Annotated in this window: 13 protein-coding genes; 8 read left to right on the top strand and 5 right to left on the bottom strand. The window is 71.0% G+C overall.

Annotated elements, in window-relative coordinates; genetic code table 11:
• Positions 1–9: 9 nt before the first annotated feature.
• Both OG948_RS20905 and OG948_RS20900 read right to left on the bottom strand, forming a co-directional pair.
• The gene (locus OG948_RS20905; protein WP_406297986.1) at positions 10–1,065 is read right to left on the bottom strand and encodes a cupin; all 1,056 of its coding nucleotides are present in this window, start codon (positions 1,063–1,065) and stop codon (positions 10–12) included.
• 122 nt (positions 1,066–1,187) lie between these two features.
• Positions 1,188–1,835 carry a TetR/AcrR family transcriptional regulator gene (locus tag OG948_RS20900; protein ID WP_406297985.1) on the bottom strand — a complete coding sequence of 216 codons (648 nt, stop codon included), beginning with the start codon at positions 1,833–1,835 and terminating at the stop codon, positions 1,188–1,190.
• 78 nt (positions 1,836–1,913) lie between these two features.
• Between OG948_RS20900 and OG948_RS20895 the strand changes: the two genes are divergently transcribed.
• The 5 genes from OG948_RS20895 (at position 1,914) to OG948_RS20875 (ending at position 7,153) form a co-directional block, all read left to right on the top strand.
• Entirely contained in the window at positions 1,914–3,488 is a 1,575-nt protein-coding gene (locus OG948_RS20895; protein ID WP_406297984.1) for an MFS transporter, read from the top strand.
• 119 nt (positions 3,489–3,607) lie between these two features.
• The gene (locus tag OG948_RS20890) at positions 3,608–4,483 is read left to right on the top strand and encodes an ABC transporter ATP-binding protein (RefSeq protein WP_406297983.1); all 876 of its coding nucleotides are present in this window, start codon (positions 3,608–3,610) and stop codon (positions 4,481–4,483) included.
• The gene (locus OG948_RS20885; RefSeq protein WP_406297982.1) at positions 4,483–5,271 is read left to right on the top strand and encodes an ABC transporter permease; all 789 of its coding nucleotides are present in this window, start codon (positions 4,483–4,485) and stop codon (positions 5,269–5,271) included. The genes OG948_RS20890 and OG948_RS20885 overlap by 1 nt, the downstream gene beginning before the upstream one ends.
• Entirely contained in the window at positions 5,268–6,524 is a 1,257-nt protein-coding gene (locus tag OG948_RS20880; protein ID WP_406297981.1) for a sensor histidine kinase, read from the top strand. Before OG948_RS20885 ends, OG948_RS20880 begins: the two co-directional genes overlap by 4 nt.
• The gene (locus OG948_RS20875; RefSeq protein ID WP_406297980.1) at positions 6,521–7,153 is read left to right on the top strand and encodes a response regulator; all 633 of its coding nucleotides are present in this window, start codon (positions 6,521–6,523) and stop codon (positions 7,151–7,153) included. The genes OG948_RS20880 and OG948_RS20875 overlap by 4 nt, the downstream gene beginning before the upstream one ends.
• Positions 7,154–7,193: 40 nt before the next feature.
• Here the strand turns inward: OG948_RS20875 and OG948_RS20870 are convergent, their stop codons facing one another.
• Complete coding sequence (locus tag OG948_RS20870; RefSeq protein WP_406297979.1) at positions 7,194–7,697, bottom strand: flavin reductase family protein; 504 nt, start codon at positions 7,695–7,697, stop codon at positions 7,194–7,196.
• Positions 7,698–7,937: 240 nt separating this feature from the next.
• Between OG948_RS20870 and OG948_RS20865 the strand changes: the two genes are divergently transcribed.
• Positions 7,938–8,513, top strand: coding sequence for a TerD family protein (locus OG948_RS20865; RefSeq protein WP_395864264.1), 576 nt, complete (start codon positions 7,938–7,940; stop codon positions 8,511–8,513).
• 605 nt (positions 8,514–9,118) lie between these two features.
• Here the strand turns inward: OG948_RS20865 and OG948_RS20860 are convergent.
• Positions 9,119–10,294, bottom strand: a complete 1,176-nt coding sequence (locus OG948_RS20860) for a 4-hydroxybenzoate 3-monooxygenase (RefSeq protein ID WP_406297978.1) — start codon at positions 10,292–10,294, stop codon at positions 9,119–9,121.
• 231 nt (positions 10,295–10,525) lie between these two features.
• On the opposite strand from OG948_RS20860, the gene OG948_RS20855 reads away from it, so the two are divergent.
• Positions 10,526–11,212 (top strand): hypothetical protein, encoded by a 687-nt coding sequence (locus tag OG948_RS20855; RefSeq protein ID WP_406297977.1) that lies wholly within the window; start codon positions 10,526–10,528, stop codon positions 11,210–11,212.
• A gap of 131 nt (positions 11,213–11,343) precedes the next feature.
• Entirely contained in the window at positions 11,344–11,955 is a 612-nt protein-coding gene (locus tag OG948_RS20850; protein ID WP_406297976.1) for a hypothetical protein, read from the top strand.
• Between the two features lie 38 nt (positions 11,956–11,993).
• On the opposite strand, the gene OG948_RS20845 is transcribed toward OG948_RS20850, so the two are convergent.
• Complete coding sequence (locus tag OG948_RS20845) at positions 11,994–12,803, bottom strand: IclR family transcriptional regulator (RefSeq protein ID WP_406297975.1); 810 nt, start codon at positions 12,801–12,803, stop codon at positions 11,994–11,996.
• Between the last annotated feature and the right edge of the window lie 63 nt (positions 12,804–12,866).

Raw genomic sequence — 12,866 nt, 5'->3', positions numbered from 1 at the left:
CGCGCCGCCCTACCGTCGGTCGCTGAAGCGGATGTCCAGGCTGCGCAGGTAGGTCTGCAGGCCCGCGTCCTGGATCGGGATCAGGTGCGCGGGGCTGCCGGACTCGTTGTGGTGGGCGTGCCACTTGCCGGGCGGCGTGACGAACGCGCCGCCCGGCTCCCAGTCCACCCGCTGCGGGTCGAGGATCTCGCCGCGCTCGTCCAACCGGTCGCCGAGCAGCGTGAAGCAGCCCGGCTCGCAGTCCAGGATCAAGTCCAGGGCGACCGACTGGTGCCGGTGCGGGCGCTGGATCTGGTCCACCGGGAGCAGGCCGAACATCGCCCACAGGGTGTGCGTGACGGTCAGCGTCTGGTCCTGGTCGATCGTGTTCAGGAGCACGCTGACCCGGTTCTTGGCGTTGGCACCCGGCGCCTCGGCGATCCGGGTGAGTTCCTCGACCGCGCGATGCCGGGAGAACTTGGTCGGCCGGAACCGGGCCCGGTTCGGGGTGACGCCGAGATAACGCAGCAGCGGCTCGTCGTGCACCCAGTACAGCACCGCGTCCTGCGCGGCGTGGTGGGTGATCTCGCCCAGGTCCGGCAGGACCAGGAAGTCGCCCTTCTCCCACTCCACCGCCTGCCCGCCGACCAGCGACATGCCCCGGCCGTACATCACGTAGTAGAGCTGCGACGTCGCGTTCGGCCGCACCGCGAGTCGGTCGCCCGCGTTGATCCGGACGAAGTTGGCCAGCAGCGCCGGGCTGGTCGCCGGACCGCCCGCGATCCGCATCGGCTCGGCCAAGTCCAGCGGGACCACCCGGGTCTCGCCGCCGGTGTGCAACCCGGCCGGAAAGCGCTCCACCGGAACGGGCGTCGTGTAGCCGGCGCCGATCGGATTGGCCGCCTTCGTGTACTCCCAGTAGACCGCGTCCTCGGACCACGCGGCGGCGGTCGCGGCGAGCGGTCCCTCGAAGCCGAAGCGGGCCACGTCGACCAGTGGCGGCGCGGCCACGGTGGGATCGAAGAGCGCGGCTGCCGGCTCTCCGGTCGGCTTCCGATCCGCCGCCGCCTGCGACTGCACAGTCATCCGAAATCCCTTCACGAGCGACTCCCCCGGTCCTGCCATGGTGCCACCGGCCGATTGCCGTGCAGTGCGGCGGAAGTCACACCCGCGGCGCGGCGCGATTCACATCCGCCGCGCGGTCCGGCTCACGCCTGCCCCGGACAAAAGCCCGCCAGCCCGTCGGCCAACTGCGCGAAGGCCTGCTCCGCCTCGGCCACCGCCGTCGGGTAGACCTCGTCGGCGGTGGCACCCTCGGCCAGCCGCTGAATGGTGCGGGCGACCAGGATCTGCCGCACGGCCAGAATCTGACCGGCGGCCGTCCGGCAGGCCAGGTCTCCCGGTCGGCCGGTCTCCCGCTCGAACTCGTCGGCCAGGAGCCGCTGGTTGCGTTCGAGCATGGCCAGGGCTCCGTACCGCAGTGCCGGGGTCTCGTAGATGAGCCGATGCACGCTCAGGATCTGCGTGTCGTCGTTGAGCCCGACCACCGGATCCCGCTCGCGCAGCGCGGTCAGGAAGTGCCGGCGCAGCGCGTCGACCGCGCTCTCGCCCTCCGCGCGTTCGCGCACCACCCGCGCCGGCTCGCCGACGTGCGCCTCCATCGGTCCCAGGACCAGGTCTTCCTTGGCCGGGTAGTAGTTGAAGACGGTCATTTTGGACACGTTCGCCGCCGCCGCGATCTCGGCCACCGAGACGTTGTCGAAGCCCCGCTCGACGAAGAAGTCCATCGCGGTCCGCCACAACATCTGCCGCGTCTCGAGCTTCTTGCGCTCGCGCAGGCCGGGTTCCCGGGTCATGGGAGAACTGTACCAAGATGAAAAATAGGTCGAACCAAAAGATTGACCCGACATAAAAATCCGCCTTATGGTCCTGCCATGAAGACGACACGGGAGAAGACGACACGGGAAACGACACTCGACCCGGCACGCGTGAACGAGGACGTGCCGACCGCTCCGACGATGACCGAGTTCCAGCGCCGCGTGAGCATGGCCCTGTGCCTGCTGACGATGGTCCTGGCGATCCTGGACCAGAACATCGTGTCCGCCGCGATCGTCCCGATCGTCCGCGACCTGGACCCGGCGCACGGCGTCGACCACGTCGCGTGGCTGGTCGCGGCGTTCGCACTGGCCGCGACCGTGGTGCTGCCGCTGTACGGGCGGTTGTGTGACGTGCTCGGCGCGAAGCACGTCTACCTCGCGGCCATCGCCACCTTCCTGCTCGGCTCGGTGCTGTGCGGAATGGCCCGTTCGATGACCGAGTTGATCGCCTTCCGGGCGATCCAGGGCATCGGCGCGGGTGGCCTGATGAGCGTCACCCTCGTCGTGATGGCCCAGCTCAGGAAGCCCGGCGACAAGGGCGGTCCCGGGGCGCTCGCGGGCATCATGGGCGGGAGCGGCATGGCGCTCGGGCCGTTCGTCGGCGGGCTGTTCGCCGATCACGGCAACTGGCGGATGATCTTCTTCGTCAACGTCCCGCTCGGGCTGATCATCATCGGCGGCGCGTTGTGGGCGCTGCGGCTGCCCCGACACACCACCGCCGACACCCGGATCGACTTCGTCGGCGCGGCGCTGGTGGCCGTGTTCGCGAGCGCGCTGCTGCTCGCCTGCCAATGGGGCGGCGAGGACTACGCGTGGGACTCGGCGACGATCGTCGGCCTGCTGGTCGCGGCGGCGGTCGGACTCGGCCTGTTCCTGTGGCGGCAGGCCACGATCGCGATGCCGATCCTGCCGCTCTCGCTGTTCCGCAACGCCTACATCCGCAACGGGTTCCTGCTCCAGGGCCTGACCGGCGCGGTGATGCTGGGCACGATGGTCTATCTGATGCTGTACCTGCAGTTGGCGCGCGGCGTGGACGCCACCGCCGCGGGCGCCTACCTGGCCTTCATGGCGCTGGGCATGGTGATCGCCGGCATCGTGGGGACCAGGCTTCCGTGGAGCACCCGCAGCGGGCTGGTGGCCGGCACGGCGCTCGCCGGGGTCGCCTTCGCCGGCCTGGCACTGCTGGACACGGACACCTCGCTGTGGGTGTTGCGCGGCGACCTGTTCATCCTGGGACTGGGGTTCGGGCAGTTGGTCGGCCGGGCGATCGTGGCGGTGCAGCAGGCCGCGCCCAGGGAGCATCTGGGCGTCACCACGACCGGCATCCGGTTCTTCCAGTCGCTGGCCGGCACGCTGAGCGTCGCGCTCTTCGGCTCGGTGCTCGCTCGGGTGTTCACGGCGAAGAGCGACGTCGGCGAGGTTTCCGCGATCGCGCACCTGGCGCCGGCCGAACACGCGGACGCGGTACGGGCGTTCGTCACCGGCGTGGATGTCGTGTTCGCCGGCGCCGCGGGGTTGATGGTGCTCGCGTTGTTGTGCGCGCTGCGCATGCCGGATCCACGACCGGCGGTCGAGGACGCCTCGCCGGCGCCGGCGAACTCCGCCCGCGCCGAGCCGGCCCGGGTCGGCTGAGGCTTGTCGCACGATGCCGTACCCGCCCGAACGCGCGCCGCCTGTCCACCGTTCGATGGACAGGCGGCGTCCGTCGTTCGTACGTCCCGGCCCCGCCCCGCACCCGACATCGTCGAGCCATGACGATTCAGCGAACGCACCCGGCCCGCGGGCGCGGCGAAGCGGCGATCACGGTGCGGGGGTTGCGCCGGAGCTATCGCGGGCGGCCGGCGGTGGACGGGCTCGATCTGGACGTGCGCACAGGCGAGATCCTCGCGCTGCTCGGCCCGAACGGCGCGGGCAAGACCACCACGACCGAGATCCTGGAGGGCCACCGCTCGCGCGACGCGGGCGAGGTCGACGTCCTCGGATGTGATCCGGCGAGCGCGGGCGTGCGCTGGCGGGCCCGGATCGGCATCGTGCTCCAGGAGTCGGCGGACGTCTCCGGGCTGACCGTGCGGGAGAGCCTGCGGCACTTCGCGTGCTACTACCCGAGGCCGCGCGATGTCGACGAGCTGATCGAGGCGGTCGGGCTGACCGACCGGCGGGGCACCCGCGCGGGTGCCCTCTCCGGTGGTCAACGGCGCCGGCTCGACGTCGCGCTGGGCATCGTGGGCCGACCCGAGCTGCTGTTCCTGGACGAGCCGACCACCGGGTTCGATCCGCAGGCGCGTCGCCGGTTCTGGTCGCTGATCGCGAGCCTGCGCGACGCCGGCACGACGATCCTGCTGACCACGCACTACCTGGACGAGGCGGAGCACCTCGCGAACCGGGTCGCGGTGATCCGGGACGGCCGGATCGTGGACGTGGACTCGCCCGAGCGGCTCGGTGGTCGGCATCTGGCCCGCGCGGTGCTGCGCTGGCGCGACGCGGAGGGCACGCACACGGTGGAGAGCGCCGAACCGACCGCCGACGTGGCCCGGCTGGCCGCGCGCTACGGCGGCGAGGTACCGGAGCTGACCGTCACCCGCCCCTCGCTCGAGGACGTCTACCTCGACCTGATCGGAGCCGCGTGATGTCGATGTCGGCGATCGTCGTGGAGCGCTCCCGTCTGGAGCTCAGGCAGTTCGCCCGGCAGCGCGGGCAGATGGCGGTGACCTTCGGGATGCCGGTCCTGCTGCTGGTGCTGCTGGGCGTCATCGGCGGCGGCACCGTGGAGGGCACGAACGTGTCCGAGAGCCGACTGCACGCGGCCGGGATGATCGCGGTCGGCATCGTCTCGGCCGGCTTCCAGGGGCTGGCGCTCTCGGTCGCCGCCGAGCGACACGACGGCACGCTCAAGCGCTTGCGCGGGACGCCGATGCCGCCGGCGGCCTATCTGCTCGGCAAGGTCGTCCAGGTGTTCCTGGTCAGCCTGATCCAGGTCGCGGTGCTGCTCGTGGTCGGCGTCGCGTGGCTGGATCTGACCCTTCCGCACGACCCCTCGCGGTGGCTGACCTTCGCGTGGGTGTTCGTCCTGGGGGTCACCGTGGCCACGCTGCTCGGGCTCGCGGCGAGCGGGTTGATGCGAAGGGGGGCCAACGGCGCGCTGATCATCCTGCCCTTCACCGCGCTCCAGTTCGTCTCCGGAGTCTTCGTGCCCTTCGACGAGCTGCCCGACGGTGTCCAGCGGTTCGCCGCGCTGTTCCCGCTCAAGTGGCTCACCCAGGGCATGCGCTCGGTGTTCCTGCCCGACGACTTCCGGGCGGTCGAACCGGCCGGCGCCTGGGAACTCGGTCGGGTGGCGCTGGTCCTGGCCGCGTGGGGTGTGATCGCCTTGGTCGTGTGGATCCGGACCTTCGACTGGAGCGGGAACGAACGGTGAACACGGCGAACCCCACGGATGCGACCGACGGGGCGGGTGCGATCGGTGCGGCGGGCACGCCGGGCAGGCCCGCCTCCGTCCTGTCCGACGAGGAGGAGGCCCTCTTCGGCGGCAAGCTGCTCACCGCCTACCGCTACGCGTACTTCGCGCTCGCCGCGATCACCGCCGCCGAGTTCGGCGCGGAGCGCCCGCCGTGGTGCATCGCGGTGCTCGTGGTGCTGCCGGTGTCGTTCTGGGTGATGCTCCCGCCCGGCATCGATCCGACCGGCTGGGACCGGCGCGGCCGGGCCCATCTGGTGCTCGCCTACGCCGGGGTGACCGCGCTCAGCCTGGTCGATCCCGACGGCATCGGGCTGATGTACGTACTCGTGCCGCTGACCTTCACGTTCATCGACAAAATGCTCCCGGCGATGCTGGCGAGTGTCTACCTCTTCGGCATGAACGGCGCGCTCCAGGCCCGACAGGCGCACTGGGAGCACGGCAGGGTGGTCGGAATCCTGGTCGAGATGGCGATCGTGCTCGCGTTCAGCTATCTGATGGCCCGGTTGATCAACTGGCTCGCCGACAAGGTGCAGGAGCGCGGCCGGTTGTTGCGCGAGTTGGAGGCGACCCGGGCCGAACTGGCCGAGACGCATCACGAGGCGGGCGTACGGGTCGAGCGCGAGCGCATGGCGCGCGAGATCCACGACACCCTCGCGCAGGGCTTCACCAGCATTCTGATGTTGCTCCAGGCCGCCGGGATCACCGTGGACTCGGACGCCGCCGCCACCCGCAAGCGGTTGGAACTGGCCGAGCGGGTGGCCCGGGACAACCTGGCCGAGGCACGCGCGCTGGTCGCCGCCCAGGGACCGGCGCAGGGCGCGGACCGGGCCGAGCCGATCGCCGACGTGCTCGGTCGTACGGTCGCCGGACTCGGCGAGGAGTTGGACGTGGCCGCGACGTTCACCGTCACCGGCGCCGAGCACGAGTTGTCCTCGACGGTCCAGGTGGTGCTGGTCCGGGTGCTCCAGGAGTCCCTGGCCAACGTCCGCAAGCACGCCGAGGCCGCTTCCGTGGCGGTGGAACTGGCCTATCGTCCGTTCGCCACCCGGCTGACCGTGGTGGACGACGGGCGGGGCTTCGACCCCGGACCGGGAAAGGGGGGATACGGTCTTCCCGGAATGCGGGCGCGGCTCGCACAGGTCGGCGGCGAGGTCGAGGTGGTCTCGGCGTCCGGCCGGGGCACGACCGTACGGGTGGAGGTACCTCGGTGATCCGGCTGCTCATCGCCGACGACCATCCGGTGGTCCGGGAGGGTCTGGCGGGCATGCTCGCGGCCGAGTCCGACTTCGAGGTGGTCGGATCCGTCGAGGACGGCGCCCAGGCCGTGGACCGGGCCGCCGAACTGCGACCCGACGTGGTGCTGATGGACCTGCGGATGCCCGGTACCGACGGGGTCGCCGCGACCCGGCGCATCGTCCGCGAGTCGCCCGGGGTCCACGTGTTGATCCTGACCACGTACGACACCGACACCGACATCGTGCGCGCGGTCGAGGCGGGCGCGACCGGCTACCTGCTCAAGGACACCCCGCGGGTGGAGTTGGCCGCCGCCGTCCGGGCCGCGGCACGGGGTGAGACCGTGCTCGCGCCGCCCGTCGCCGCCAAGCTGGTCACCCGGCTGAAGGCGCCGGTCCGCGACCCGCTGAGCCCGCGCGAGACGCAGGTGCTCGGGCTGGTCGCGCGCGGGATGACCAATGCCGAGATCGGGCGGCAGTTGTACATCAGCGAGGCCACGGTCAAGACGCACCTGCTGCGCACGTTCAACAAGCTCGGCGTCGACGACCGCACCGCCGCCGTCACGGTGGCCATGGCGGACGGCCTGCTGCCCGACGCCGGCCGGTGAGCGCGGCCGGCCGAGCGGTACGGCTGTCCGGTGGTAGGGCCTAGCCGGCGATCAGGCGCGCGTACCGACCCTTGTGGAACATCAGCGGGGCGGTGTCGCGCGGCAGGTCCAGGGTGGTGACCGCGCCGATCACGATCACGTGGTCGCCCCCGGGCAGTTCGTGCGCGATGTCGCATTCGATCCAGGCGACCGCGCCGACCAGGCGGGGCGCGCCGTTGCCGGCGGGCGTCCAGTCGACGCCCGCGAACTTGTCACCGCCGCTGCGGCCCATCGCGCGGCACACGTCCTGCTGGTCCTCGGCCAGGATGTTGACCACGAACCGGCCGGCCGCGCGGATCCGGGGATAGGTGGTCGAGGTGAGCGCCGGGGCGATCGAGATGTACGCCGGTTCCAGCGACAACGACGTGAACGACTGGCAGGCCATGCCCACGGGGGCACCGTCGTCGATCGCCGTGACCACCGTGACACCGGTGGCGAAGTGGCCCATGACCTGGCGCATCCGCGCCTGATCGATCCCGGCCGACGGCGTCGTAGCGCTGGACATGGCAGCCCCCAGGGGTCGAAAGCTGGATATGACTAATAGTCATATCCCTGTTTGTACCTGCCATTGAACGGCGGAACTGACGAACCGTCAATAACCTCGCGCCGACTTCCGCCTCGTGATCACCGCCACCTTGACGGCCCCTTTCGGCGTGTTCGGGAACTTAGGCGTGCCTGCTGCACGTCCGGATCAGTAGCAGTAGCGTCGTCCGCGACGTCATACATCCTCTGGAAGGAAACACCCATGGCCGTGAGCCTGAGCAAGGGCGGAAACGTCTCCCTGACCAAGGAGGCCCCTGGCCTGACCGCGGTCGTCGTCGGCCTCGGCTGGGACCTGCGCACGACCACGGGCGAGGACTTCGACCTCGACGCGAGCGCGATCGTGGTCAACGCGGCCGGCAAGGTCTACTCCGACCAGCACTTCGTGTTCTTCAACAACATGAAGACCCCGGACGGCACCGTCGAGCACACCGGCGACAACCGCACCGGCGAGGGCGAGGGCGACGACGAGCAGATCAAGGTCAACCTCGCGCAACTGCCCGCGGACGTCGACAAGGTCGTCTTCCCGGTCTCGGTCTATGACGCGGACAACCGCAAGCAGTCGTTCGGCCAGGTCCGGAACGCGTTCATCCGCGTGCTGAACGCCGCCGACAACGTCGAACTCGCGCGCTACGACCTCTCCGAGGACGCCTCCACCGAGACCGCGATGCTCTTCGGCGAGCTCTACCGCGCGGGCACCGACTGGAAGTTCCGCGCCCTCGGCCAGGGCTACGCCTCCGGCCTCGCCGGCATCGCCAAGGACTTCGGCGTAAGCGTCTGACCCCCCCCCCCCAACCCCCGAACGCCGGCCGGCCACCCCGGCCGGCGTTCGCGCACCCACCATCACTTGAGCCCAACCCGGCCCAACCGACGCATGAGGCCAAATAGCCCGGCCGGCGCATGAGGCCAATCAGCCCCGCCGGCGTTTGAGGCGAACCAGCCCGGCCGGCGCATGAGGCCAAATAGCCCGGCCGGCGTTTGAGGCCAATCAGCCCCGCCGGCGTTTGAGGCGAACCAGCCCCGCCGGCGCTTGAGGCGAACCAGCCCGGCCGGCGCATGAGGCCAAATAGCCCGGCCGGCGTTTGAGGCCAATCAGCCCGGCCGGCGTTTGAGGCCAATCAGCCCCGCCGGCGTTTGAGGCGAACCAGCCCCGCCGGCGCTTGAGGCGAACCAGCCCGGCCGGCGCATGAGGCCAAATAGCCCGGCCGGCGTTTGAGGCCAATCAGCCCGGCCGGCGTTTGAGGCCAATCAGCCCCGCCGGCGTTTGAGGCGAACCAGCCCGGCCGGCGCTTGAGGCGAACCAGCCCGGCCGGCGCTTGAGGCGAACCAGCCCGGCCGGCGCATGAGGCCAAATAGCCCGGCCGCAGCGCATGAGGCGAACCCGGCTCACTGGGCCCACGTGTACCCGACATAGTTCTCCGCCAGCGAGTCCATCGCCGCCGCCGAATCCGCCACATACCGAAGGTGCGCAACCTGCGCCCGCCGATCAAACGCGCTCGCGCCCGAATCGTGGTGCAACAACGTGGTCATCCAGTACGAGAAGTGCTCCGCCCGCCACACCCGCCGCAGACACGTCTCGCTGTACGCGTCCAACCCCTCGCGCGCCCCGCTCTCGAACCACCGCCCGAACGCGTCCGCCAGCACCCGTACATCCGCCATCGCCAGGTTCAACCCCTTGGCCCCCGTGGGCGGCACGATGTGCGCCGCGTCGCCCGCCAGGAACAGCCGCCCGAAGCTCATCGGCTCGGCCACGAAGCTCCGCATCGGCGTGATGCCCCGGTCGCTGATCGGCCCCTCGTCGAGCGTCCATCCCGGCAGCGCCAACCGCTCCCGCAGCTCCGCCCAGATCCGCTCGTCCGGCCAGTCGGCGAGGTCCGCGTCCGGGTCCACCTGGAGGTAGAGCCGGCTCACCCGCGCCGACCGCATGCTGTGCAGCGCGAAGCCGCGCTCGCTGTACGCGTAGATCAGGTCGTCGGTGGACGGCGCGACGTCCGCCAGCACACCGAGCCACGCGAACGGGTAGGTCCGCTCGTAGGTCCTGAGCACGTCGGCCGGTATCGCCGGCCGCGAGACCCCGTGGAACCCGTCGCACCCCGCGACGAAGTCGCAGTCGAGGGTCTCCTCGACCCCGTCCCGGACGAACCGGACCCGCGGCGCGTCGCCGTCGATGCCCTCGATCGCGGTCACCGGCGCGTCGAAGTACAGCCGCGCGCCCTCGTCGAGCCGCTTGGCGATCAGGTCCTTGACGATCTCGGTCTGCCCGTAGACCGTCACCGACCTGCCACCGGTCCGACTCGGGAAGTCGATGTGCCGGTTCTCGCCGGCGAAGCGCAGGTGGATCCCGTGATGCACGAGCCCCTCGCGCTCCAGCCGATCCGCCGCGCCGGCCTCGCGCAGCACGTCGACCGTGGCCTGCTCCAGCATGCCCGCGCGCTGGCGCTGCTCGCAGTACTCCCGACCGCGCGCCTCCAGCAGCACCGAGTCGATCCCGCGGTTGTGCAGCAGTTGCGACAGGAGCAGTCCCGCCGGCCCCGCACCGATGATCGCGACCCGTGTCCGCATCCGCCCGCTCCTCACACCGCCGTACCGATTCGCCCAGGGTCGCCCATCGCGGACACGGAGGGTGTCCTCGCCTTCCGGTGACCGGAAACCCGGTCCCCGACCGGAGTTTGGTCCCGCCGGACCCGGCAAGGCATGAGATGCCGAGCACGAGCGGAAACCTCCGATAGATGGAGTTCGTCCGCTGTTCGACCGAAAGGCACGATCCGAGACCCGACCCATCTGGGAGTTCCCGTGAACACGACAGCGACCGTCATCCTGATCGTGGTGATCGTCGTCGTCCTCGCCGCTGCGGCCGTCTTCGCGGGCCGTCCGATGTTGCGGCGCAGGCACCTCAAGGAGCGCTTCGGCCCCGAGTACGACCGGGCCGTCGAGCAGTACGGCGACCGGCGCGAGGCCGAGCGCAACCTGGCCGATCGCGAGCGCCGGCACAGCGAACTCACCCTCAAGCCGTTGGAGCCGGCCGCGCGCGAGCGCTACGCCATCGAGTGGACCGCGGTCCAGGAGCGATTCGTCGATGCCCCGGACGACGCGGTCCAGGAAGCGGACGAGTTGATCACCCGCCTGATGCGCGATCGGGGCTACCCCACCGGCGCACACGACAAGCGGATGGAACTGCTGTCCGTCGAGCACGGGCACACGCTGAACCACTACCGCAAGGCGCACGAGATCGCCCGGCGCAGTGAGGCCGGCGAGGCCCAGACCGAGGATCTGCGACAGGCGATGATCCACCACCGCGCCCTGTTCGACGACCTGCTCGGGCAGGCCTATCAGCCGCGTCATGGCGGCACCACCCCGACCTCGGCCGCGCCCACCGACACGCCCGCCGGCGCGCACGACGGGCGCACCGATCAATGGCAGGCCGCTCCGGGTGAGGCGAACGCGCCGCGTCTGGACGTCTCGAAGCCCGACCAGCGCTGATCATCCCGATCTTCGGCTCGGCCGACACCACGTCGGCCGAGCCGCCCCGAAGGATCCACCCGGGGCGTCCCGATCGGGACGCCCCGAGTAGCGGCGCGACATCCGTCGTACCGGACGAGAGGACCACACCGATGCGCAAGCAGAACTTCCCGAATGGGCCGGGCGCTTCCGGTCCCGGCCGGGACGACGCACCCATCGTCGAGCGCGACGAACGCGACCGCGCCGCCCGCCAGGCCCGGGTCACCGACGGCCCCGGCCCGAGCGTGGACAGCCCGTCCGAACCACCCACCCGCGTCCTGCCGCACCAGCAGCACGACCAGGCGGAGCCCTACGGCACCACGGTGCACCCGACGCCTCGTACCGGCCGCGACACCCCGCCCGTGCCGACGAGCCCGCCCGCTTCCGCCGGCTCGCGGACCACGTCCGACGCCGACCCCGCCAAGCGCCGCACCCGGGGCGACGCGCACGACGACGCCGACGCGGCCATGTTCGACCGGGCCGCCGCCGAGGACCTCAACCACCGATTCCGCGAGGCGCTCGCCGGGTTCGTGGACAGCCCCTCGGACGCGGTCTCGGACGCGGACGACATCGCGGAGCAGGTCACCAAGCTGGTGACCGACTCGATCCGGACCAGGCGCGCCGAGTTGGAGCAGGCCAAGCGCACGGCCGGCGGGGACACCGAGCAGTTGCGGCTCGCGTTGCACAAGTACCGGACTTTCCTGCAGAGCATGTTGAAGCTCTGACCACGCCCACGTGAATCGCACGGAGCGGGCGGGGGGTGTCACCCACGGGGGTGGCAGTCCCCGCCCGCTCCCATGTCCGCGTCCCCGCCGATGTCCCCGCTCCCGGTCCAGTGTTGTGCCACATCCCGTGACAGCGCCCGCGCGGCGGTCGTCACGCTGGGGATCAGCCGCCGCAGGTCGGCCGTACGGCGGCCGGTCACCAGGGACAGCGCCGCGACCACCGTGTCGTGCCGATCCCGGATCGGCGCCGCCACCGAGTGCGCGCCCACGGTCATCTCGCCGGACGTGGTGGCCACGCCGGTACGCCGGACCTCGGCCAGGCACGCGCGCAACCGAACCGGATCGGTGATGGTCCGTGCCGTGTGCGCGGCGAGCGGCTCGGCCAATACCCGTTCGCGCAGTCGCCTCGGCCCGTACGCCAGCAGCACCTTGCCGACCCCGGTGGCGTGCAGCGGTAGTTCGGTGCCCACCCGGGTGACGATCGGCATCGACCGGGTGCCGCGCAGCCGCTCCAGGTACAGCGCCTTGCCGTCGCGCAGCACCGCGAGTTGCACGTTCTCGTGTGTGGCCTCGTACAGGTCCTCCATGTGCGGCAACGCGAGATCCCGCAGGTCGGTCGCGGCGTGGGCCTGCGCGCCGATGTGCCACAGCTTGACCCCGACCCGGTACGACCCGTCGTCCAGCCGCTCCAGAAACCCCCCGCCGACCAACTCGGCCACCAGCCGATGGCCGGTCGCCAAGGCCAGATCGGACCGCCGACACACCTCGGTCAGCGTCAACCGCCCGTCCCCCGCCGCGAACGCCCCGAGAATGGCCATCACCTTGCCGGCCACGGTGACGGGCGTCATCGGCACACCTCCGGGGTCGAGGACTTCTCAATCGGTCGGGGACTTCCATTCAGTGGAACCCAC

Origin of the sequence: Embleya sp. NBC_00888, assembly GCF_045207655.1 — a bacterium.
Taxonomy (GTDB): domain Bacteria; phylum Actinomycetota; class Actinomycetes; order Streptomycetales; family Streptomycetaceae; genus Embleya.
The sequence above is the reverse complement of the archived record's forward strand: the minus strand, read 5'-3'. Positions and strand labels throughout refer to the sequence as shown.

Coding starts and splice junctions, on each gene's coding strand:
- OG948_RS20905 (WP_406297986.1), bottom strand. CDS start 1,065: ATGACTGTGCAGTCGCAGGCGGCGGCGGATCGGAAGCCGACCGGAGAG.
- OG948_RS20900 (WP_406297985.1), bottom strand. CDS start 1,835: ATGACCCGGGAACCCGGCCTGCGCGAGCGCAAGAAGCTCGAGACGCGG.
- OG948_RS20895 (WP_406297984.1), top strand. CDS start 1,914: ATGAAGACGACACGGGAGAAGACGACACGGGAAACGACACTCGACCCG.
- OG948_RS20890 (WP_406297983.1), top strand. CDS start 3,608: ATGACGATTCAGCGAACGCACCCGGCCCGCGGGCGCGGCGAAGCGGCG.
- OG948_RS20885 (WP_406297982.1), top strand. CDS start 4,483: ATGTCGATGTCGGCGATCGTCGTGGAGCGCTCCCGTCTGGAGCTCAGG.
- OG948_RS20870 (WP_406297979.1), bottom strand. CDS start 7,697: ATGTCCAGCGCTACGACGCCGTCGGCCGGGATCGATCAGGCGCGGATG.
- OG948_RS20865 (WP_395864264.1), top strand. CDS start 7,938: ATGGCCGTGAGCCTGAGCAAGGGCGGAAACGTCTCCCTGACCAAGGAG.
- OG948_RS20860 (WP_406297978.1), bottom strand. CDS start 10,294: ATGCGGACACGGGTCGCGATCATCGGTGCGGGGCCGGCGGGACTGCTC.
- OG948_RS20850 (WP_406297976.1), top strand. CDS start 11,344: ATGCGCAAGCAGAACTTCCCGAATGGGCCGGGCGCTTCCGGTCCCGGC.
- OG948_RS20845 (WP_406297975.1), bottom strand. CDS start 12,803: ATGACGCCCGTCACCGTGGCCGGCAAGGTGATGGCCATTCTCGGGGCG.